This window comes from Pseudomonas sp. GW821-FHT07G10, from assembly GCF_059418545.1.
Map to the genome: position 1 here is coordinate 19,989 of NZ_JBWKQB010000009.1, position 20,457 is coordinate 40,445.

18 protein-coding genes, 1 tRNA gene and 3 pseudogenes are annotated in these 20,457 nt (G+C 59.5%); 7 read left to right on the plus strand and 15 right to left on the minus strand.

From position 1 onward, the window contains the following. Positions 1-22 precede the first annotated feature (22 nt). Complete coding sequence (locus AC07O1_RS12540; RefSeq protein ID WP_495088982.1) at positions 23-622, plus strand: flavin reductase family protein; 600 nt, start codon at positions 23-25, stop codon at positions 620-622. Between the two features lie 249 nt (positions 623-871). Here the strand turns inward: AC07O1_RS12540 and AC07O1_RS12545 are convergent, their stop codons facing one another. After that, positions 872-1,756: a LysR family transcriptional regulator gene (locus tag AC07O1_RS12545; RefSeq protein ID WP_495088983.1), complete on the minus strand. Its 885-nt coding sequence runs from the start codon at positions 1,754-1,756 to the stop codon at positions 872-874. A gap of 133 nt (positions 1,757-1,889) precedes the next feature. On the opposite strand from AC07O1_RS12545, the gene AC07O1_RS12550 reads away from it, so the two are divergent. Beyond that, positions 1,890-3,269, plus strand: a complete 1,380-nt coding sequence (locus AC07O1_RS12550) for an MFS transporter (RefSeq protein WP_495089049.1) — start codon at positions 1,890-1,892, stop codon at positions 3,267-3,269. 48 nt (positions 3,270-3,317) lie between these two features. On the opposite strand, the gene AC07O1_RS12555 is transcribed toward AC07O1_RS12550, so the two are convergent. From AC07O1_RS12555 to AC07O1_RS12570, 4 genes and pseudogenes are all read right to left on the minus strand, one after another. Next, the gene (locus tag AC07O1_RS12555) at positions 3,318-3,686 is read right to left on the minus strand and encodes a cupin domain-containing protein (RefSeq protein WP_494991758.1); all 369 of its coding nucleotides are present in this window, start codon (positions 3,684-3,686) and stop codon (positions 3,318-3,320) included. Positions 3,687-3,762: 76 nt separating this feature from the next. Then, entirely contained in the window at positions 3,763-4,572 is an 810-nt protein-coding gene (locus AC07O1_RS12560; RefSeq protein WP_495088984.1) for an AraC family transcriptional regulator, read from the minus strand. A 113-nt stretch (positions 4,573-4,685) separates the two neighbouring features. Continuing rightward, positions 4,686-5,030 carry a DUF190 domain-containing protein gene (locus AC07O1_RS12565; protein WP_495088985.1) on the minus strand — a complete coding sequence of 115 codons (345 nt, stop codon included), beginning with the start codon at positions 5,028-5,030 and terminating at the stop codon, positions 4,686-4,688. Positions 5,031-5,042: 12 nt separating this feature from the next. Further along, positions 5,043-5,221, minus strand: a pseudogene (locus AC07O1_RS12570) (CrcB family protein); the annotation flags it as partial. 359 nt (positions 5,222-5,580) lie between these two features. Here AC07O1_RS12570 and AC07O1_RS12575 point away from each other — a divergent pair. Further along, positions 5,581-6,060: a GNAT family N-acetyltransferase gene (locus AC07O1_RS12575; RefSeq protein ID WP_495011212.1), complete on the plus strand. Its 480-nt coding sequence runs from the start codon at positions 5,581-5,583 to the stop codon at positions 6,058-6,060. Between the two features lie 60 nt (positions 6,061-6,120). Next, positions 6,121-6,369, plus strand: a pseudogene (locus AC07O1_RS12580) (D-alanine--D-alanine ligase A); the annotation flags it as partial. 258 nt (positions 6,370-6,627) lie between these two features. Here AC07O1_RS12580 and AC07O1_RS12585 read toward each other — a convergent pair. From AC07O1_RS12585 to AC07O1_RS12595, 3 genes are all read right to left on the minus strand, one after another. Continuing rightward, a complete protein-coding gene (locus AC07O1_RS12585) occupies positions 6,628-7,080 on the minus strand; it encodes a GNAT family N-acetyltransferase (RefSeq protein ID WP_495088986.1) in 453 nt (150 codons plus the stop codon). A gap of 152 nt (positions 7,081-7,232) precedes the next feature. Beyond that, entirely contained in the window at positions 7,233-9,077 is a 1,845-nt protein-coding gene (ggt, locus tag AC07O1_RS12590) for a gamma-glutamyltransferase (RefSeq protein WP_495088987.1), read from the minus strand. Between the two features lie 156 nt (positions 9,078-9,233). Further along, on the minus strand, positions 9,234-10,019 hold the full coding sequence (locus tag AC07O1_RS12595) for an AraC family transcriptional regulator (RefSeq protein ID WP_495088988.1): 786 nt from the start codon (positions 10,017-10,019) through the stop codon (positions 9,234-9,236). Between the two features lie 117 nt (positions 10,020-10,136). Between AC07O1_RS12595 and AC07O1_RS12600 the strand changes: the two genes are divergently transcribed. From AC07O1_RS12600 to AC07O1_RS12610, 3 genes and pseudogenes are all read left to right on the plus strand, one after another. Then, complete coding sequence (locus tag AC07O1_RS12600; protein ID WP_495088989.1) at positions 10,137-11,024, plus strand: EamA family transporter; 888 nt, start codon at positions 10,137-10,139, stop codon at positions 11,022-11,024. A 111-nt stretch (positions 11,025-11,135) separates the two neighbouring features. Further along, positions 11,136-11,447: an isochorismate lyase gene (locus AC07O1_RS12605; RefSeq protein WP_495011210.1), complete on the plus strand. Its 312-nt coding sequence runs from the start codon at positions 11,136-11,138 to the stop codon at positions 11,445-11,447. Positions 11,448-11,525: 78 nt separating this feature from the next. Beyond that, positions 11,526-11,969 (plus strand): annotated as a pseudogene (locus AC07O1_RS12610) (N-methyl-L-tryptophan oxidase family protein); the annotation flags it as partial. An 80-nt stretch (positions 11,970-12,049) separates the two neighbouring features. Here AC07O1_RS12610 and AC07O1_RS12615 read toward each other — a convergent pair. The 7 genes from AC07O1_RS12615 to AC07O1_RS12645 form a co-directional block, all read right to left on the minus strand. Then, positions 12,050-14,275 (minus strand): autotransporter family protein, encoded by a 2,226-nt coding sequence (locus tag AC07O1_RS12615; RefSeq protein ID WP_495088990.1) that lies wholly within the window; start codon positions 14,273-14,275, stop codon positions 12,050-12,052. A 463-nt stretch (positions 14,276-14,738) separates the two neighbouring features. Beyond that, positions 14,739-14,815 (minus strand) — tRNA-Met (locus AC07O1_RS12620). A 77-nt stretch (positions 14,816-14,892) separates the two neighbouring features. Continuing rightward, positions 14,893-16,356 (minus strand): amidase, encoded by a 1,464-nt coding sequence (locus AC07O1_RS12625; RefSeq protein WP_495088991.1) that lies wholly within the window; start codon positions 16,354-16,356, stop codon positions 14,893-14,895. Between the two features lie 60 nt (positions 16,357-16,416). After that, positions 16,417-17,463, minus strand: coding sequence for an ABC transporter substrate-binding protein (locus AC07O1_RS12630; RefSeq protein WP_495088992.1), 1,047 nt, complete (start codon positions 17,461-17,463; stop codon positions 16,417-16,419). Between the two features lie 29 nt (positions 17,464-17,492). Beyond that, positions 17,493-18,302: an ABC transporter permease gene (locus tag AC07O1_RS12635; RefSeq protein ID WP_495088993.1), complete on the minus strand. Its 810-nt coding sequence runs from the start codon at positions 18,300-18,302 to the stop codon at positions 17,493-17,495. Further along, positions 18,299-19,219, minus strand: coding sequence for an ABC transporter permease (locus AC07O1_RS12640; RefSeq protein WP_494991772.1), 921 nt, complete (start codon positions 19,217-19,219; stop codon positions 18,299-18,301). Before AC07O1_RS12640 ends, AC07O1_RS12635 begins: the two co-directional genes overlap by 4 nt. Before the next feature lie 13 nt (positions 19,220-19,232). Beyond that, complete coding sequence (locus AC07O1_RS12645; protein ID WP_495088994.1) at positions 19,233-20,351, minus strand: ABC transporter ATP-binding protein; 1,119 nt, start codon at positions 20,349-20,351, stop codon at positions 19,233-19,235. Positions 20,352-20,457 lie beyond the last annotated feature (106 nt).

Sequence of the window (20,457 nt, forward strand, 5' to 3'; positions counted from 1 at the left end):
CTTTTCTCAGGAGCAGACAGCCATGAGCGTTTCCCACCGTCGTCCGGTTCCCTTGTCCAAAGCCTACCGTCTGCTCAACCACGGACCGACCGTACTGGTCAGCGCTGCCCACGCCGGGCAGCGCAATATCATGGCCGCCGCTTGGGCCATGCCGCTGGATTTCGAACCGCCGAAAGTTGCCGTGGTCCTCGATAAATCCACCTGGACCCGACAACTGCTCGAAGCCTCGGGCACCTTCGTACTCAACGTTCCTTGTGCCGCTCAGGCCGATATCGTGCAGACCGTAGGTTCGACCTCCGGGCTCGAACTGTCTCAGGGCGAAGGTTGCGATAAATTCCAGACCTATGGCCTGCAAACTTTTGCCAGCAATATCGTCGAAGCGCCGATGCTGGAAGGTTGCGTCGCCTGGCTGGAATGCCGGCTGTTGCCGGAGCCCCACAACCATCAACAGTACGATCTGTTCCTGGCCGAGGTGATATCCGCCCAGGCAGACGAGCGAGTCTTCAGCGACGGCCGCTGGCACTTCGAAGGGCAGGATGCGCTACGCACCCTGCACCATGTCGCAGGCGGGCATTTTCTGAAGATTGGCGACCCTGTGGATGGGAAGACGTTGCAGGATTGAACACAGTGATTCTGATCCAGGCGGGGTCGACTCCGAACTACTTCATGGCTTCAGCATCGCCGTGCATATCAAGCAGCATCGGCGCGTCGCTCATGACGATTTCACGCATAAACAGGCGATCAGTTTCGAGCGTGGGGAAGTCGTTCAATGAATGTCCTTATTCGTTGGTCGGGAGGTCCTGGGGCATTTGAAAAGACCACGGCATTTCATCTTGACACAAGCTCAAGGCGAGATCATTTCAGGCTTGGCTCACCAACGGGCTTGCCCCAATGCATCGGCAAATGCCATCAGCTTCGGCGAGTATTGCCGTGACGGCGGGTAGACCAGAGAAAGTGCACGGCTGCGGCCGGCATAGTCCTCCAGCAGCGGCACCAGGCGGCCATCACCTATCGCGTCCTTGACGGCGAACGTCATCAGTTGGGCAATACCGTAGCCGCCGAGCACAGCATCCACCAAGGCGTCGCCGATATCGAAGATCAGCCGGCTACTGACGCTGATGTCGCGCACTTTGCGGTCCAGCATGAACTGCCAGTCCACCAAACGGCCACTGCGCAGATTGCGCACGCTCAGGCAGTTGTGCTGCTGTAGATCGTCGACCGTCTGCGGCGTGCCATGGCGTGCGAGGTAATCCGGTGATGCCACTGTGACCCAGCGTAACGGTTGCAGTGGGCGGGCGATCAAGCGCTGGTCCTGGATTTCTCCGGTGCGCAGCACCGCATCGAAGCCCTCATCGACGATGTCCACCAAGCGGTCGGACATCACCGCCTCGATGCACAGGTCGGGGTAACGCTGAGTCAATTCGCCGATGACCGGCATCACCACTTTGCGCCCGAACAACGAGGGAGTGCTGATCTTCAGCAACCCGGACGGCGAGCAACGACGGTCCAGCAGCAGCTTCTCGGCTTCAGCAAGTTCGGCGAGCAGTGGTGCGCTGCGTTCATAGAGCACCTGGCCGTCGGGCGTGAGGCTGACGCTGCGGGTATTGCGTTGCAGCAAGCGCACACCCAGCTCGCTTTCCAACCGCGAGATGGCTCGGGACAGACCTGATTGCGTGATCCCCAGATCACCGGCGGCGCGGGTAAAACTGCGAGTCTCTGCGACCCGGACCAGCAAGCGGACGGCGTTTAGATCCATGATTAAAGTCATCACTGAAAGAGCTGGCTTGGTATTTATCATTTAATCGGCATCAAAGACACTGGCGCCTCTTCATTTCTGGAAAGGACGCGCAAAGATGCCCTTCAACCGTTTACCCAAGCCCTCAGGCTGGATGCTTTTGCTGCTGGCCGCTGCGCAGCTGATCATCGCCCTGGACGCGACCATAGTGTTTGTTGCGTTGCCTGAGATCGGCAGCCATCTGGGTTTTTCCGCGCAGCAATTGCAGTGGGTGGTCAGCGCTTACAGCGTGGCCTTCGGTGGTTTCCTGCTGTTGGGCGGGCGCGCAGCTGATCTGTTGGGCAAGCGCCGCTTCTACGTGGTGGGACAAGTGCTGTATGCGTTGGCGTCGCTGGCCGGCGGGTTGGGTGGCAGCGCATTGCTGTTGGTATTGGCACGAGCGGTACAGGGCGTGGGCGGGGCGATGTTGTTCCCGGCGACGTTGGCGTTGATCAACACCTACTATGCAGAAGGGCCGGCGCGTAACCGTGCCTTCGCGATATGGAGCGGCGCTTCGGCGGCAGGTCTGGCCCTGGGCGCGTTGTTGGGTGGCGTGTTGACTCAGTGGTGGGGCTGGGAAGCGGTGTTTCTGGTCAATGTCCCGTTGGCTGGAGCCTGTGCCTTGGCGGCACGGCGCTGGATACCGGCCGATGGAGAACGGCAACGCGGGCGCCACTTCGACCTAAGTGGTGCATTGACCGTTACTGTCGGCGGTACGCTGTTGGTGTTCGCCATCGTTCAGGGCCCGGAGTGGGGCTGGACGGCCCCCGCTACCCTCGGTTGTATGGCGTTGGCGGTCGCGTTGCTGGGGCTGTTCGTCTGGATCGAGCACAAAGGCCACGACCCATTGATGCCGCTGCGCCTGTTCAGCTATAGCGAGTTGCGCATGGCGATGCTGCTCACGGCCATATTCATGAGCAGCTTCGGCGTGCAGTACTACTTCTTGACGCTGTACTACCAACAGGTTTACGGCTACAGCGTGTTGCAGTCCGGGTTGGCGTTCCTGCTGCCGACCCTGCTCTGCACCCTGGGCATATGGTTGGCCGAACGTTCGCTGTTGAAACTGGGGCTGCGCACTACTCTGGTCAGCGGCTTGCTGGCTGGCGCTGTCGGAATTGCGCAGGTGTATTTCGCGCTGCCTGACGGCGCGGGCTATTGGCGGTTACTGCCCGGGATCATCATCCTCAGCATTGGCCAGGGCATGACCTGGACCGCCATGTGGGTGTCTGCGGGGCAAGGTATCGCGCCGGGTGAACAAGGTGTTGCGGCAGGTATGGCCTCTACCAGTCAGCAGATCGGTGGCGCTATGGGATTGGCGCTGTTGGTTTCTTTGGCCAACACCGGATTGAGCGGCGAGGGCAATGCAACGCTGGCGAGAGGGATCGAGCTGGCGATAGGTGCCAGTGCGGTGATTGCCTTGGTGGGCGCGGCGTTAGCGTCGCGACTGCGCAGCCGATTGCAGGCTGGATTGGTGACGATAGGGGAACACGGCTGATGGTTGGAGAGGGGCTGATTAAAACAGCCCCGGTCACATCCAGTGGTTTCAGATCCACACATCATTCACTGCTGTCCGCTCGCCACCTTCGTGCCCGGTGTTCAGCACTCCCTTGGGCTCGATCAGCAGCAGCTTGACCTCGTGCTCGGCAAAGGGTTTGTGCTCGACGCCTTTGGGCACGACAAACATCTCACCCTGGGAGACAGACACCTGGCCGTCGCGAAAGTCGATGCGCAGTTGACCTTCGAGCACGATGAAGGTCTCGTCAGTATCGGCGTGGTCATGCCAGATGAAGTCCCCTTGCAGCTTCACCACCTTGAATTGGTAGTCGTTCATTTCGGCGATGACCTTGGGCGTCCATTGCTCGCTGAACAGGTTGAGTTTTTGCGCAAAGTTCAGACTTCGATAATGGTTCATGAGGTTTGTCCGCTGACTGATCGTGAATCCACGATAGCCAAGGCGGCAGCGTGTTTCTTGTACGATTGTGCAGCCATCAGCGTGCGTGCATTTTCAACCAGCGCGCTGGCGACAGGCCGTAGGTTTTGCTGAACTGTCGGGTCATGTGGCTTTGATCGGTGAAACCGGCGATCAGTGCCGCGCTGACCAGTGGCTGGCCCTGCATCAGCAATGAGCGGACCAGATCCAGGCGGCGCATGGTCAGGTAGCGGTAAGGGCTGGTACCGAACAGCAGGCGAAAGTCCCGCGACAGGCCCCAGCGATCCCGGCCGCTGTGCTCGGCCAGTTCCTCCAGTGTCACGGTGCGATCCAGTGCGCCGTGCATGAATTCCCGAGCCCGTTCTGCCGCCAGGTAGTCGAAGCTCTGACGGGGCGCTGTCACACCTGATACGGCACTCAATGCATTCGCCAGGTCGAACAGCGCGTCCTGTTCTTCCAGTGGATCAAGGGGGCAGTCCAGGCTCTGCAGCAACACATTGGTTGCCGCGTACAGCCGTGGGTCGTCAGACAGGCCAGTCTTGATAAAGGGCAAAGGCTTGCCACCGAGCACCTGCTGGATCAGCGCCGGCTCGATGTACATCATCCGGTACTTGAAACCATCCTCGGTGCCCGCCTCGCCGTCGTGGACTTCATCCGGGTGCAGCACCATGGTCCCGCCCGGCAGGCTATGACGCCACGCGCCGCGATACTGAAAGCTTTGCACGCCAGCAAGCGTGCGGCCTATCGCATAGGTGTCGTGACGGTGCAGGTCATACCCGTACCCCGAGAAGTACGCTTCGATGCGCTCCAGGCCACTGGTGCGGGGCGCGCGGTGGAGCCAGTCGGTGTGACTGTTGTGTTTGCCCATGGATGGCGGTCCTTGCTCTGTGTGCGCAACGAAAATACGGTAACGCACTGCGAACCGGTTGTCGTCATCGGACCCGAAGGCTTCTTTCGAGGTGCCTTCTTCTCATTGCGCGGTCATTCGGATGGGTGAGAGGACTTCTCGGCTTTTTTGCCGACCGTTCCAAACTCAATCGGGGTCTTGGTGTAGAACAAGGAAAAGTCCTCGGTCTCCAGACGCTCAAACAAGCGCACGCACTCATCTTCGGTAATCGCCAGTCGAATCTCGATGGGCTGGTCGGCCAGCTCAAAAAAATGCGCGGAATGCAGGCGTCCCGTATGCCCAAAACCCTCGATGGCGGTTGCCAGTGTGGCTCCGCGCAGCCCCATTTCTTTCGCTAAATCGACGATCCAGTCACCCAGCATTTTGCCGTGGTAGCGACGATTCTGCTGAGTAAAGAAAATCACCAGGAAACCGCTCATGATCAATCCCCCTTAGCGTGCGCTTATCAGTTGGAACGAAAGAAGGCCCCCAGCGATCATCGCCAGCGAGCCTGCGACGTGGAGCAACATGGCGCCCGTTGCCTGCTGAGTCTCCCTTCCTGGATCAAGCCTGGGGTTTGTGCCGAGAACGTGGTCAGGCCCCCGCAGAAGCCGGAGATGACCCGTAATTTCAGCATAGCTGCCAACTTCCTCGTTAGAGGCCGGAGCCGACAATCGCGGGGAAGAGGTTGTTTTAAGGTGCAGAGCCTTCTAAAACGGCTGTTGATCCATACGTCTGAATTCGAGTAGAACTACCCAAACGAGCGCGGTTACCCACGGCGCCATGACTTCACCGCAACAACACAAGGATGGTTTGTTCGATGAAGCTACTACATCTGAGGCACGCAGGTCCGTTGTCGTTGCGGGTATTGAAGCGTGGCCAGGCTCTTTGTCAGCAGTCGGGTTGAGGGCGTTTGCAGCTCAATCGCTGAAGAGCAGGATCGCAGCGAATAACCGCGACGACACACGCAAAATGTCAGGAGACTAAAAAATGAAATTTGGCTACCGACCGGTAGAGGAACAGGACGTCCCACGGATTTGCAGCTTTGCCCGGAACGAGGAGGAGTTGTTTTTCTTCTTTCCCGCGGCCACCTGGCCGTTGACCCATGAGCAACTGCGCAACTCGATTGCCCAGCGATCAGATTCGACGGTGATTGAGCAGGACGGGCAAGTGGTCGGTTTCGCCAACTTCTACCGTTGGGAAACCGGGGGAGCCTGCACCATCGGCAATGTCATCGTCGATCCCGAAATGCGTGCGGGCGGGATTGGCGGGCACCTCATCAAGCACATGATCGAGATTGCGCTGACCAAGCACCGCGCCAAGGAGGTGACGCTGTCTTGCTTCCACCAGAACCTTGCAGGACTGCTGTTCTATCCCAAACTCGGGTTTACGCCTTACGCCATCGAAGAGCGCAAAGACAAAAAAGGCGCGCGGGTGGCGCTGATTCATATGCGCTTGGCACAGGCCTGAGTCTTTTGCTGGATGCGATTGCCGGGTCAAGAAACCGTATTTTCAAAATGAGGCTGGATGATGAGCAAGTTGCGGGTCGGGTTATTTTTGGTGGCCGCTCGGCAGAACATGAAGTTTCGCTGCAGTCGGTGAAGAACATCGTCGACGCGCTGGACCGCTCGCGCTTCGAGCCGATGCTGATCGGCATCGACAAGCAAGGAAGCTGGCACCTGAATGACACCTCGAACTACCTGATAAACCAGGAAAACCCGGCGCTGATCCGCCCTCAACCCGTCGAACCGCGAGCTCGCCGTGGTGCCAGGCAAGTCTAGTGGCCTGTACGGTTAGTTCGTTAGTTCAAATTCGGATGCCAGAAATCCCTGGCCAAGGCGCTGTGACGAGTCATAGCCCGCTATGGCGAGTAACAGCAACGCAGGATAGGGGCTTGTGGCGCCGAAGTTGACTAACAGAACTAACCACACAGGCCACTAGCCAGCAACTGGTCGAGACTTCCAGCCAGGAGCTGCTGGGGCATGTCGACATGATCTTCCCCATCGTTCACGGCACCCTCGGTGAGGATGGATGCTTTCATGGTTTGGGCCACCGAACAGGTTCGCGAATGTAATTGATATCCCACTCGCTTTCGTCGACTCGCACAAATCCATGACGTTGATAAAAGCGATTCGAGTCACTGCCGCGCAATGCGCCCAGACGGATCGGGAGTCCTTCCCAGGCGGCATTGTCGAGAACGGAACACAAGGCTGCCGAGCCAAGGCCTTTGCCTTGATGTTCTGGCATGACGTACAGATGCTCCAGGAGCAAGTGATCAGCTTTTCGCCTGATCTGCAGAAAGCCTGCCCGTTGACCATCACTGACGATGAAGCTGCACAATGCTGGTTCAAACGTGGCGAGGAACCTGACGCGCGCCCTTTGCGGATCAAAGCGACCAATGCGCTCAAGACTCTCTTGCATCGACGCAATCCGCATCAGGACAAGGACTTCGGCGTCGTCCTGCGTGGTGGCCTCAAATGCGATGTCCATGGTGACCTCCGTTCAATCCATGAGTACTGAAATGACTTCGCCTCACCGCGATGAGTGCTTCGTCGATAACTGGCAAATTCAGGCATTGAGCTGTAAGTACGCAGTTCGCTGATATCTTCTGCTCTTTTTGGATGTCAGCAGCCTAACCTCGATCAATCCCCCAGCGCTTCACCCTCACGCCGCGGATCGGCGCCGCCAGCCCATGAAGCTTTGCCTTGAACATCGCGGACACGGACGATGGCTTGGGTGCCGCTGGTCATATCGATCTCGTTCACGGTATGCCCTTTATCTTTGAGGGCTTGCACCAGTGTGGGTGTGAATTGCCCTTGCTCCAATTCGGTCGGGCCGTTGCGGCTGCCAAAGTTGGGCAGGCTGATGGCGGCTTGCGGGTCCATGTTCCAGTCGAGCATGGCCACCACTGACTTGGCCACGTATTCGATGATTTGCGAGCCGCCGGGAGAGCCGACTGTGGCTACCAGTTCACCGCTCTGGCGGTCGAAGATCAGTGTCGGAGCCATGGAGGAGCGCGGACGTTTTCCGGGTTCGACGCGATTGGCGACGGGTTGGCTGTTTTCCTCAGGGACGAAGGAGAAGTCGGTCATCTGGTTATTGAGCATGAAACCCTGAACCATGAGGTGAGAGCCAAAGGCCGCTTCCACCGTGGTGGTCATCGACACGGCACCGCCCTGGTCGTCTACCGCCACTACCTGCGAGGTGGATATCCGCATCGGCGAACGGTCTAGAGCGTACGCCACCTGGATGCCGGCGGGGTGGCCGGGCTTGGCCGTACCCATGCTGTGCTCACTGATCAAGTCTGCTCGACCTGCCAGATAGCTGGGGGCGACCAGGCCTGCGATCGGGACGGGGACGAAGTCTGAATCAGCCACATAGAGCCCGCGGTCGGCATAGGCCAGACGCTCGGCTTCGGCAATCAGGTGCACGGCTTCAAGTGCAGGTTCTGTTCCGGCCGGGGCGTTGGTTTTGACCGGCTTGAGCGGCGGCAGGGCAAAGCGGCTATCCCGTACTTCCAGCGCCTGCAAGGTGCCGAGGATTTGCGCGACGGCTATCCCGCCCGAGGATGGCGGCGGCATGCCGCAGACTTGCCAGCGTTTGTAGTCGGTGCACAGCGGCGTGCGCTCTTTGGCGGTATAGCCTTGCAGATCGGTCATCGACAGGCTGCCGGGGTTGGCGTTGCCCTGAACCTTGGTGACGATCTCGTGGGCGATCGAGCCTCGATAAAGGGCATCCGGACCTTCTTTGGCAATCCGTTTCAGAACGCCGGCCAGGTTTGGGTTTTTCAGCAAGGTACCGACGGCTTTCGGGCTGCCGTCGGCATTCAGGAAATACTCGGCCATGTCCGGCGAGCGCGGCAGAAACGGGTCAGACGCAATCATCGCGTGAAGCCGCGGCGAGATCGGGAAACCTTGCTCTGCCAGGCGAATGGCCGGTTCGAACAATTGCGCCCACGGCAGACGACCTTGTGTCTTATGGGCCAGTTCAAGCGCACGCAATGCACCTGGTGTGCCCACCGAACGACCGCCAATCTGTGCCTGGCTGAACGGCATCGGCTTGCCGTCAGGTTGCAGGAAGAGCTTTTCGGTAGCACCTGCCGGCGCGGTTTCGCGTCCGTCGTAGGCGCGCACTGTTTTGCCATCCCAGAGCATGATCAGCGCGCCGCCGCCAATGCCTGAGGATTGTGGTTCCACCAACGTCAGTACCGCTTGCATCGCGATCGCGGCATCGATCGCCGAGCCCCCCTGACGCAACATCTCACGCCCGGCCTCGGCTGCCAGCGGGTTGGCTGCCGCCGCCATGTGCCGCGCGGCGTATTGGGTGCGCATGTCGGTGCGGTAACCCGAGGCGATTTCCGGGGCGACCGGTAGAGTGCTGACGGAGGGTGCAGACGGCGGGGTATTGCAGGCCGCGAGGGTTAAAGCGGTGGCTATCAGCGAAAGGGCAGATAGGCGGTAGTGGCTCAAGTTGAAGGCTGAGAACACGCGGGGCACTCCGTCCGTGGGTAGATGAGGTATCGAGCGCAGCCGATAGATGCGGCCGCGTGCGGGGGAATGTATCGGCCGACAGCGGTAGGCGCAACGCGTTGGGCGATTTTGCTGGCTGCTCAGGCGAGCGTCTTCGATGCTGCTCTTATCGTTTCAGAGCAGGGTTTTGGAAAAGTATCGACTGGGTGTCTCACCCAGCACCCTGCGAAATACGTTAGTGAACGCGCTGGGACTGCTGTAGCCCAGATCCATCGCCACTCGAGTAACAGGTTCTCCGTTACCCAAGCGAACCACGGCCGCCAGCAAGCAGGCCTGTTGACGCCACTCAACAAAGCTGATGCCGGTTTGCTGGCGAAATAGCCGGGTGAAAGAACGACGACTCATTGCGACCTGATTGGCCATGTCGTCGATGCTCATTTCCAGCGAAGGCTGGTTCAGCAGATCACCGCAAGCTTTCGCCAGTCGGGGTTCAGCGGGTAGCGGTGCATTAAGTGAGAGTACCGGCATTGCCGCGATTTCGTGCAACAACAGCGCCATCAAATGGCCGTCCCGGTTCTCTTCGGCATATAGCGCAGGGACGTCCAGAGCTCGTGTCAGGAGGTGGCGAAGCAGCTCCGACACACCGAGCACCTGGCAGTTCGCAGGCAGGCCGAGTCGCGTTATCGCGTGACTGTGAATGTAAGTGTTGAGCATGGTCACAGGTCCGCTCATCAGCATTTCGTGAGGTACGCCTGCCGGTACCCATATGGCCCTATGCGGCGGTACGACCCAGTTGCCTTCGCTGGTGAAGACACTGATGACGCCTTTGGCTGCATAGGCGAACTGCCCGCGTCGGTGTGTGTGCAGAGCGAAGCGCAGCCTGTCGGGGTAGTCATATGCAGTGACCACAGCGTCACGTGGGGTGTTCTCGCAGGGATCTACATGATGGATTTGGCTCATGGCCCGAATTTAATTATTTATGACCTGGTATTGCAAGCAGGCCAATCCCAGGTCTGGTCATAGTGGCGCCTTCGCCGGAGCATCTGCTCGCCGGCACTGCCCCTGGAACGATACATCATGCAGAAGAAACACCTGATCCTGGCCGTGTTGGTGACGGCTGTCTGGGGGGTGAATTTCCCCATCACCAAGCTTGGTCTGGCCAACATCGATCCGCTGCTGCTGACAGCACTTCGCTTTACGCTGGCGGCGTTGCCCTGGGTATTCTTTGTCAGGCGCCCGCAGGTCGCCATTCATTGGTTGGTGGCTTACGGCCTGATTTTCGGTGTTGCGATGTGGGCCCTGATCAATTTGGGGATCGAGTTGGGCGTGCCTCCCGGAACCGCGGCACTGTTGATCCAGTTCAGCGCTTTCTTCACCCTGGGCTGGGGGGTATTGCTGTTTCGTGAGGGTCTGAGTGTGGGACAGGTCGTGGGCATGGTGCTGGCGGCACTGGGGTTTTTCAGTATCGTTCAAGGCAGCCCGGGCGAGGCCACAACTGCGGGCTTTGTTCTGTTGATGGTGAGCGCATTCAGCTGGAGCATCGGTAACGTCATTATCAAGCAGTCCAGGGTGCGGGAAATGTTTGCCTTTGTGGTATGGGCCAGCCTGTTCCCGCCGATCCCGCTGTTGCTGCTCACCTGGTTAGCTCACGGGGCAGCGCCGTTCATGACCCTGGTAACGCACCTTGATCGAGTGGCAGTGTTCTCGCTCCTGTTCCAGGTCTATGCCGCCACGCACTTGTGCTATTGGGGCTGGAACCTGCTGTTACGTGAATATCCGGTTTCCCGAGTGGCACCGCTGTCGTTATTGATTCCGGTGTTTGGAGTGCTTGGCTCCATATTGATTCTCGGACACAGGGTTGACGTCCGTGAAGGTTTTTCCATCGCGCTTATCCTGTCAGCACTCGCTGTTGGCTTGATAAAAGGCCGGCCCCTGTTCGTGCGCGATGCCCGGTCGGGCGAATAGTGAGAGCCTACGCGGTGTTGTTCATCGGCAATGACGGAGCCTGATTTTGCGTGTTTAATCGGGCAAGCAGCATCAGCCCACACTTTTTCTCGATAAGTCGGAGTTAGCTACATGGAAGTGATTAATCAAATGCGCCCTGACGAGTGTCAAGGCATGGAAGACATCCGGCGCGAGATCGATCTCCTCGATCGGGCAGTCATCAAGATGCTTGGCGCGCGCTTCAAATACGTTCAGGCCGCGTCGAAATTCAAAACCTCTGAAACCTCTGTGCGGGCCCCGGAGCGTTTCCGCGCGATGCTGGCCAAGCGTCGTGAATGGGCGGAAACCGAAGGTCTGAGCCCCGAGGCGATCGAAAAGCTCTACACCGACCTGGTCAATCATTTCATCGAAGAAGAGATGAAACACTGGAAGGCCCATCGTTGATGGAAAACCAATACGACGTCGTCATCGGCTTGGGCGCTATGGGAGCGGCGACGCTCTATCAACTGGCAAAACTGGGCATCCCGGTGCTTCATCCTGACCCACGGCCCGAACGAGAGCGACGCCTGGTACGATTTCCCACCCATACCGGGTGAGGGCAGCATGAAAATCGCCACCGAGCAGTTCGACGTCAGCACCTCTGCGCAATCGATCGACCGAACCACTAGCCTGACGCAGGCAGAGATTTTTTATCGTGCGCACATGAAGGGCCGGTTCGCTGGCGCATCAGCGGATTTACTCAAATCCAGCGTTTGCGCTTACACGGTGACTCCGGATTTCGGCTTTATCATCGACGAGCATCCTGAGCTTCGGAATGTAACGGTAGTCAGCGCCTGCTCCGGACATGGCTTCAAGCACTCGGAAGGAGTTGATGAGGCATTGGCGCAGCGATTCGCTTATGGGCAAAGCGACGTAGATCTTCTGGCGTTTTCAGTCGGGCGGTTTGCGCGACTGTTGGAAAACTGATTCCGAGATCATTTGAAGGTTAAACGCCCATTTTTCATGACTGAAAAATGGGCGTTATCAGGTCAGCTGAATCTAACGGATCAGAATTGCCAGCGCACCTGCACGTCACCGGTATTGGCGGTGTAACCGTTCGCCGCTTCCAGGGTGTACTTCGCCCCCAGGCTGAGGTTTTCGCTGTGCAGCAGCGTGACGCCCAGTGCCAGGACCCCGGTGTCATTGACCGGTTTCGCCCCCGGGCTGGTGAAGCTGGTGGCGCCCGAGGTATCGGCGGCATAGTTGGCGACCGATTGCAGGCTGGTGTCGTGGTACTCATGACGCCAGGTCAGTTGTGCCGACGGTACTACGCTGCCGTAGGACGTGGCGAAGGAGCGTTCCAGCTTGGCGCCCAGGTCGCTTTTGAGCGAACTGGTGCTGGTGGAATCGACATGCAGTGCCGCGCCGTTGCCGCCGGTTTCGGTGAAGCTGTCCTGGCGCAAGGTGCTGTAGGTCAAGCCGGCAATTGGCGTGAGGACGGTGTGGGCCAGCGCCGCGCCGAGGTCGATCGGGTAACCGGCCTGTGCGGAGGCAATGTACTGCATCCCGTCGTGCTGGCCTTTGGCCGAACCGCTAAAGCCGGTGAAGTCGATTTCACGCGTGGTGTCGTATTGGTGCTGAACGGCACCGGCCGACAGGTCCAGGTACCACGGCTGGCCTTGGTAGCTGGCATAGCCGAACAGGCCGTAGGACTTCACGTCGGTGGAGCTGCCGGTGTTGTCGCCGTCGTTGTTCACCGTGGTTTTGGTGTAGCTGAACAGACCGCCGGCGCGCCAGCTGTCGTTGAGCGCGGCATCGGCCCCCAGCAGCAGGCCGCTGTAGTGGGCGTGGTAGCCGGCCACATCGTCGCGTTCACCCAGTCGGGAACTGCCGCCAAAGGCCTGGCCCCAGAGCCCGGTGTTGCTGGCGCTTTCACCGGTGGCGACGCCGCTGCCGAGATTGTCGTTCTGCGCGGTGCGCAGACCTTCGAGGTGCGCCGTGGTGACATTGAGCACTTGCACCGTAGACGCGGTAGACGCCTGAGTGGCAGCCGTAAGGTTCGCGGTCGGACTCAATTGGGCCCCGGCGTGGTTGCCGGCGGTCGGGGAGTCGAGGGCTGCGGCGGTGTTGAACAGGTTCATCAGGCCGGCATCGTAACCGCCGTAATTGAACAGCCCGGCCAGCGGGGCGACACTGTTGGCACTGGAGGCCCGATTGATCGGCGCATAAGAAGGTGTGACCGGACCAACCGGAGGCGTCGCAGGTATGGCCGCACCCAGGGTCACCAGCAAGTCGGCATGGGAGCCATCGGTCACACTGGTGCCCACTGCGTTATAACCCGGGACCGTGTAGTGAAGGCTGCTGGCATTGTAGGTCGTGCCAGCGGTGTTGGCCTGAATCACGATGTATCGCTGGCCTTGGGCAAAACCATAGCTGCCAAGCTTCTGCAAACCGACCGTGGAGCCCGCAGCGATGTTCGCCTTACCGGACACCACCAGGCGCCCATAGCCGCTGTCGGTGCTGATATCACCGGTGGTCACGGCATTGTCGGCCACACCGAGGATCAGGCTGGCGTCGCTGCCTTGGTAGTAATGGCCGGTGATATTGATCGTATTGTTGACCTGCAGCGTGCCGGTAGTGTCATTGGCGGCAGTTTGAGTGCCGACGTTGATGTGGTCATTGAGCAACTGGTTGCCCGGCCCGAACACCACGTTCGAGCCGATACTGCTGATCAGGCCGATGTTGGTGGCGCTCACACCGCCCGTGCCTGCGCCGGTCAGGATGCCAAACACCGATCCTGGACCACCATTGATCGTCATGTTCGACGCGGAGTCATTGCGGATCGTGCCGGCGATGGTTCCGGAGTTGGTTATGGTGCCCAGCATCGAGTGTGGACCGGTATAAATGGCGAACCCATTACTTGTGACAGTGCCACTGTTGTTCAGTGTGTTGAGGGTGTTGATGTTGTGAATGCCAAAGGTGCCACCACTGATGGTGCCACTATTGCTCAACGTATCGATGCCGTAGCTGCGAATACCGGCATTGCCACCAGAGATGGTGCCGCTGTTGCTTAGCGTACCGATTCTGCCCGAGTTCCTGATACCTGCACTGTTTCCACTGATAATGTTGCCCGCCGGGTTGTTCAGCAACGTGACCGTGCCGCTGTTGTCAATGCCATACTCATTGGCCCGAGCGACACTGACCTCGCCAGCTGCCAGTGCCGAAGCGATGGCGATGGCCAGGACTGTCAATCGGCTTGGTGTCTGTGAGGGCTGGCGTGTAAAAGAGTGCATGAGGTACTCCCTGTAATATTCCTGTTATTTTCGTAAAAGTCTCGTTGAGACCTTCGGAATCAGCCATGCAGAACAGCGCAGGCCCGTGATTCACTCCCTGGTTGGCAGTCTAGTAAGGTTCTTGCGCGATTGTGCGGAGCTTTACGGAGAGGGGGCATTGAGCGTGCGTCTGGCCGTCAGGTTTTACTCTGAATGCAGGCCGCCGGGATCCAGCTCGCGGTACTCCCAGGCGTTCGGCTTCAGTCCCAAAAGGGCGGGCTGATAAGGGCAACGTTTGATGTTGGAGCGTTTCATTTCCTTGTATCCCCTTGGTTCAGTTTTCTTGCAAGGAGTCACAGGGGGGGACATATGGAAGGAAGGTATGGGGGGATGCAAGGACAGATAGCCAGAAACAAGAAAGCCCGCACTAGGCGGGCTTTTTGATTTGTTTATAGGCCTCGGTAGAGGTCTATAAACAGGTACTTGGTGGCTACACAGGGACTTGAACCCCGGACCCCAGCATTATGAATGCTATGCTCTAACCAACTGAGCTATGTAGCCAAGTGGCGCGCATTATTCGCCGAGAAGGGAAAAGCGTCAAGCGTTTTTATTGAAAATTTATCTACGCTATCAATTGTTTATCGAAATACCTCTGTCAGCAGGGGCGCCGGGCAACGTTGGAACCACTGACTGGCCTGTTCATAAGCGTGGGCCAGCTGCAGTACGGCGAAGTCGGCCTGGTGCCGGCCGATGATTTGCAGACCCATCGGCAGGCCGTTCTGGCTGAAGCCGACCTGCACGTTCGCCACCGGGCATCCGCAGAGGGTGCCGGGGATGACCACTTCCATCCAGCGGTGATAGGTGTCCATGGTCACACCTTCGATGGAGGTCGGCCAGGGAGTGGTTTTATCGAACGGGAAGACCTGGGCGCTGGGCAGCAGCAGGTAATCGTAACGTTCGAACAGTTTGCTGATGGCGCGATACCAGTTGCTGCGGGTCACTGACGCAGCGAAGACGTCGCTGGCAGAGAGCTTCAGGCCATTTTCGATTTCCCAGCAGGCCTCCGGTTTCAACTGTGTGCGCTTTTGCGGGTCGGCATAGGCAGCGCCCAGGGAGCCGGCGACCATCCAGTGACGCAGGCTGCGCCAACTGTTCCAGAGCTGTTGCGCAGCGAAGTCCGGTTGCGTGGCTTCAATGCTGCAGCCAATGGCTTCAAAGTCGGCGAAGGCGCTTTGGCAAAGCTCGAGAATGCCTTTCTCCATCGGCAGATAGCCATTGAAGTCGCCGAGCCAGCCGAGGCGGGTGCCTTTGAAGTCGCGCTCCAGTGGTGCGGCGAAGGCGTTGCCGGATTCGGCGATGGACAGCGGTGCTCGCACATCCGTGCCGGCCTGTACCGAGAGCAGCAGCGCGGCGTCGCGTACGCTACGGCCCATAGGGCCTTCGTAGCCGAGTTGGTCGATGAACAGGTCGGCGCTGTCATCGAACGGCACCCGGCCCTGGGATGGGCGAAAGCCGAACACGTTGTTGAACGCTGCCGGGTTGCGCAGTGAACCCATCATGTCACTGCCGTCGGCCACCGGCACCAGGTGCATGGCCAGCGCTGCGGCGGCACCACCGCTGCTACCGCCTGCGGTTTTGCTCGGGTCGTAAGCGCAGCCGGTGGCGCCGAACAATGGGTTGTAGGTCTGTGAGCCGAGGCCGAATTCCGGGGTGTTGGTCTTGCCGATAATGATCGCGCCAGCGGCCTTGATCCGCTCGGTCATGATGCCGTCGCGCTCTGGCACGAAATCCTTGTACAGCGGTGAGCCGAGCGTGGTGCGGATGCCACGGGTCAGCGACAGATCCTTGATGGCATGGGGCAAACCGTGCATCCAGCCACGGTAGAGACCGCGAGCCAGTTCTGCGTCGCGCAGGTCTGCCTGGGCCAGCAATTGGTCAGCCGGTTGCAGGCTGATCAACGCGTTGACCAATGGGTTGAAGCGCTCGATGTGGGCCAGGTAAGTCTGCATCACTTCCCGACACGACACCTGGCGCAGGCGAATGCGTTCGGCGAGTTCGTGGGCCTGCAGCAGGACCAGTTCGCTGATGTTATTGGAGGTCATTAAAACGCTGCCTTGTAGAAGACTGGGAAAACGCCCCGACGCCCTGTCGGGGCGGTCGGGTCAGCGCATCAGGCTGGTCCACAGACGGTCGGCAAGGCGGATAGCGCCTTCGCCGCAGGTCTTGCTGAACACCACTTGGGTGCCCTCCGGGATGTGCAGCTCGGGCGCGTCCTTGAGGCCAGCATCGAGGAAGGGTTCCACGCCCTTGATCGGGCTCTGATGCTTGAGGAAGTTCTGGGTCATCGCGGCATTTTCAGGCTGGCTGAGGAAGGCGATGAAAGCCTTGGCGTTAGCCGGGTTTTTGCTGCCCTTGGGGATGACCATGTTGTCGACCCAGGCCAGTACGCCTTCTTTCGGGTAGAGGTAGCGCAGGCTGGGTTTCATCTCACGGGCGCGCATCGACGATCCGCCCCAGAAGGTCGACATGTCGACTTCACCCGAGGCCAGGTTCTCGCGGATCGAGCCGGCCTTGGAGCTGTAGGTTTTGACGAAGGGCTTTTGCGCTTTGAGCAGGGTCAGCACTTGCTGCATCTGTTTCGGGTCTTCGCTGCACAGCGGAATGTTCAGATACAGGCTGGCCATGTCGACCACATCGCTTACCGAGTCGAACATGTTGATCCGCCCTTGCAGTTCGGCTGGCGGCTCGTAAAGGACTTTGTAGCTGTCCGTCGGGCCTTTGTAGCGCTCGGTGTTCAGCACCACGCTGGTGGTGCCCCAGATGAACGGCACGGAGTAAGCGCCTTCCGGGTCCCAGGTGGGCTTTTTCAGATTGTCGGCGACGCTGGCGTAGTAGGGCTGGTTGACTGGGTCAAAGCGCTCGAGCAGTTGCTCCTTGATCAGGATCGGAATGAACTGGTGCGACGGAATCGCCACGTCGTAGCCCGCGCCGCCCTGTTTGAGCTTGGCCAACAGTGTCTCGTTGGAGTCGTAGGAGTCCACGGTGACTTCGATGCCGGTCTGTTTCTGGAACTTGGCGAGAATCTGCGGCGAGAAATAGCCGCTCCAACTCACTACATTCAACTTTTCGGCCGCCTGAACGCTGCTGAACAGGGTCAGAGGCAATGTCAGTAACAAAGAGGTGCCGAAGCGTGCGATCAACTTGCTCATGGTATTTCCTCAAGGTGGAATTGGCAGGTTCAGACTTTCTTTTTACCCAGCAGCCAGGAGAGGCTGACGAACAGCACCGAGACCCCGAGGATCAAGGTCGAGACGGCATTGACGTCGGGTGTTACGCCCATTCGCAGCAAGCCGAAGATGAAGATCGGCAGGGTGGTGGTGCCGGCTTGGGAGACCATCATCGAGATCACGAAGTTATCCAGCGAGACGATGAAGGCCAGCATCAGCCCGGAGACGATTCCCGGCATCAGCAGCGGCAGGGTGATCTTGCGAAAGGTTCGCCAGGGACCTGCATAGAGGTCGGCCGAAGCGTGTTCCAGGGACAGGTCCATGTCGTTGAGCCGCGCGCGGATCGGCAGGTAGGCGAAGGGGATGCAGAACACCGTGTGGGCGATGATCAGGTTGCCGTAACCGAGCGACAGGCCGATGGTGGAGAACAGCGCCAGAGTGGCCACGCCAACGACGATTTCCGGCAGCACCAGCGGCAACATGATTGCGCCCATGGACAGTTGCATCCCCTTGAATTTGGCACCCCGCGAGGTACCGAGTGCCGCGAGTGTGGCAATCGCGGTGGCGATCATGCTGGCGCACACAGCGATCAGCAGGCTGTTACCGGCGGCCTGTCGCAACGCCTGATTGGCAAACGCCGCGCGGTACCAGTCGAGGCTGAAACCGGTCCAGACCGTGGCCGACTGATTGGCGTTGAAGGAGAACACCACCAGCACCACGATCGGCGCGTAGAGGTACAGGTAGAACAGCAAGCTGAAGCCACCGAAGCCCGGGAAGTCCTGCACGCTGAGCCCGTTTCGTTTGAGCAGACGCAACATCATTCACCTCCTTTGGCGATGCGCTGGTGTTCGGCGCGCAGGGCGTAAACGGTCAATACCAGCATCACTGCCGCCATCAGCACTAGAGACAGGGCCGCGCCGAACGGCCAGTTACGGGCATCGCTGAACTGCCGGAAAATCAGGTTTCCGAGCATCATTTTGGTCCCGCCGCCGAGCAGCTCCGGGGCGATCATCGCGCCCAGGCAAGGGACGAAGGTCAGAATCGCGCCGGCGAAAATCCCCGGTTTGGCGATCGGTAGCACGACTTTGATCAGCGTCCGCCAACGTCCGGCATACAAGTCCTGCGCGGCCTCCAGCAGGCGGATATCCATCTTTTCCAGGGTCGCGTAAATCGGCAGCACCACGAACGGTGCATAGGTGTAAACCAGCCCCAGCAGCACCGCGCCATCGGTATAGAGCAGTTGCAATGGTTGATCGATCACGCCGAGCCCCATCAGGCTGTTGTTGATCACCCCGGTGTTACGTAGCAACAGAATCCAGGCGTAGGTGCGGATCAGCAGATTGGCCCAGAACGGCACGGTGATCAGGAATATCAGCAGCCCGCGACGATGGGCCGGCTGCATGGCCAGCCAGACCGCCACTGGAAAACCGATTAACAGCGTGATGACCGTGGTCAGCCCGGCGATGCCGATGGAGCGCAGGGCGATGATCAGGTACGAGTCGGCAAAGGCCAGGCTGTCGTCCAGTTGCCGTTCGAACAGCAACGAGGTGTAGGCGTCGCTGCTGAAGACCTTGTTCACCCCGCCATAGGGGTTGGCTTCCATCAGTGAATAGCCGATCACGATCAGAATCGGCACGATCAGAAACAGGCCGATGGCGAGTAGCGCGGGAGTCACCCCGAGGAAGCTGCCGAAGGCCTTGCGCCGTGCCAGAGTGGTGGATATCGGTGAAGCGTGCATGGGAGTCCCTCGCTCAATCCAGCAAAACGCTGGCGCTGCCTCGATCGAACAGCAGGCCGGCCCGACTGTTGACCGGGAAGCGCTGGCTTTGGTCGACGCTGTTGGGCGTGCGCACGGTGAGGCGCGAACCGTCGGCCAGGCTGACCTGGTATTGCAGGTCGGTGCCCAGGTAGATCTGCGCGTCGATCCTGCAGGGCAGGGCACCGGTGGCGCCGTCTGGCACCAGGTGCAGGCGTTCCGGGCGCACCGAGAGCGCAACGCTGTCGCCGATGGCTACGTCGCTGCAGGGCTGAGCCGGCAAGGGGTGACCGGCCGGGCCATCGAACCAGGCCAGCCCGGCCTCGACTCGTGAGACCCGGCCTTCGATGAAGTTGGTCTCGCCAATAAAGTCGGCGACGAAGCGATTGCGCGGGCGCTCATAGATGTCTTCCGGACGACCGACCTGCTGCACTTCGCCTTCGGACAATACGGCGATGCGGTCGGACATGGTCAGCGCTTCTTCCTGGTCGTGGGTGACGAAAATGAAGGTGATACCGGTCTTGGCCTGGATGGCTTTCAGCTCTTCGCGCATGGCTTGGCGAAGCTTGAGGTCAAGGGCCGAAAGCGGCTCGTCGAGCAGCAGCACCTTGGGATGCGGCGCCAGTGCCCGGGCCAGGGCAACCCGTTGCTGCTGGCCGCCGGACAATTGTGTCGGGCGGCGCGTGGCGAAGCGTTCCATCTGCACCAGTGCGAGCATTTCCCGCACGCGCTCGGCGATCTGCACCTTGCTCAGGACTTTGCCCATGGGCTGCGATTCGAGGCCGAAGGCCAGGTTCTCGGCGATGGTCATATGTGGGAACAGCGCGTAGTGCTGGAACACCGTATTGACCGGGCGCTTGAAGGGCGGGCGATCGGCGATGTTTTCGCCGTAGAGCAGGATCTCGCCCTGGGTCGGAAACTCGAACCCGGCGATCATCCGCAGAAGGGTGGTTTTGCCACAGCCGGAAGGGCCGAGGAGGGTGAAGAACTCGTTGTCGCGGATATCCAGGTCGATGCTTTTCAGCGCCACCGGACCGGTTTGCGGATCTCCGTAAACCTTGCGTACCGAGCGAATGGACACAGCCAGCGTTTGCAGCGAATGCAGGGCATTCATGCGTTACCTCCGATTCCCCCATCGCCTGTTCGAATTGCTCGGCAAAGAGCTGCGTCGTCAGGCCATGGATATTATTTTTTTGGGCAGGATCGAGATGTTTTCGGGT

What these genes read in the sequence shown, in the direction of transcription:
- AC07O1_RS12605 (WP_495011210.1), top strand. Translation starts at nt 11,136, where the DNA reads ATGGAAGTGATTAATCAAATGCGCCCTGACGAGTGTCAAGGCATGGAA.
- AC07O1_RS12640 (WP_494991772.1), bottom strand. Translation starts at nt 19,219, where the DNA reads ATGCACGCTTCACCGATATCCACCACTCTGGCACGGCGCAAGGCCTTC.
- AC07O1_RS12645 (WP_495088994.1), bottom strand. Translation starts at nt 20,351, where the DNA reads ATGAATGCCCTGCATTCGCTGCAAACGCTGGCTGTGTCCATTCGCTCG.
- AC07O1_RS12550 (WP_495089049.1), top strand. Translation starts at nt 1,890, where the DNA reads ATGCTTTTGCTGCTGGCCGCTGCGCAGCTGATCATCGCCCTGGACGCG.
- AC07O1_RS12560 (WP_495088984.1), bottom strand. Translation starts at nt 4,572, where the DNA reads ATGGGCAAACACAACAGTCACACCGACTGGCTCCACCGCGCGCCCCGC.
- AC07O1_RS12555 (WP_494991758.1), bottom strand. Translation starts at nt 3,686, where the DNA reads ATGAACCATTATCGAAGTCTGAACTTTGCGCAAAAACTCAACCTGTTC.
- AC07O1_RS12545 (WP_495088983.1), bottom strand. Translation starts at nt 1,756, where the DNA reads ATGGATCTAAACGCCGTCCGCTTGCTGGTCCGGGTCGCAGAGACTCGC.
- AC07O1_RS12630 (WP_495088992.1), bottom strand. Translation starts at nt 17,463, where the DNA reads ATGAGCAAGTTGATCGCACGCTTCGGCACCTCTTTGTTACTGACATTG.
- AC07O1_RS12585 (WP_495088986.1), bottom strand. Translation starts at nt 7,080, where the DNA reads ATGGACATCGCATTTGAGGCCACCACGCAGGACGACGCCGAAGTCCTT.
- AC07O1_RS12540 (WP_495088982.1), top strand. Translation starts at nt 23, where the DNA reads ATGAGCGTTTCCCACCGTCGTCCGGTTCCCTTGTCCAAAGCCTACCGT.
- AC07O1_RS12625 (WP_495088991.1), bottom strand. Translation starts at nt 16,356, where the DNA reads ATGACCTCCAATAACATCAGCGAACTGGTCCTGCTGCAGGCCCACGAA.
- AC07O1_RS12615 (WP_495088990.1), bottom strand. Translation starts at nt 14,275, where the DNA reads ATGCACTCTTTTACACGCCAGCCCTCACAGACACCAAGCCGATTGACA.
- AC07O1_RS12600 (WP_495088989.1), top strand. Translation starts at nt 10,137, where the DNA reads ATGCAGAAGAAACACCTGATCCTGGCCGTGTTGGTGACGGCTGTCTGG.
- AC07O1_RS12595 (WP_495088988.1), bottom strand. Translation starts at nt 10,019, where the DNA reads ATGAGCCAAATCCATCATGTAGATCCCTGCGAGAACACCCCACGTGAC.
- AC07O1_RS12575 (WP_495011212.1), top strand. Translation starts at nt 5,581, where the DNA reads ATGAAATTTGGCTACCGACCGGTAGAGGAACAGGACGTCCCACGGATT.
- AC07O1_RS12635 (WP_495088993.1), bottom strand. Translation starts at nt 18,302, where the DNA reads ATGATGTTGCGTCTGCTCAAACGAAACGGGCTCAGCGTGCAGGACTTC.
- AC07O1_RS12565 (WP_495088985.1), bottom strand. Translation starts at nt 5,030, where the DNA reads ATGAGCGGTTTCCTGGTGATTTTCTTTACTCAGCAGAATCGTCGCTAC.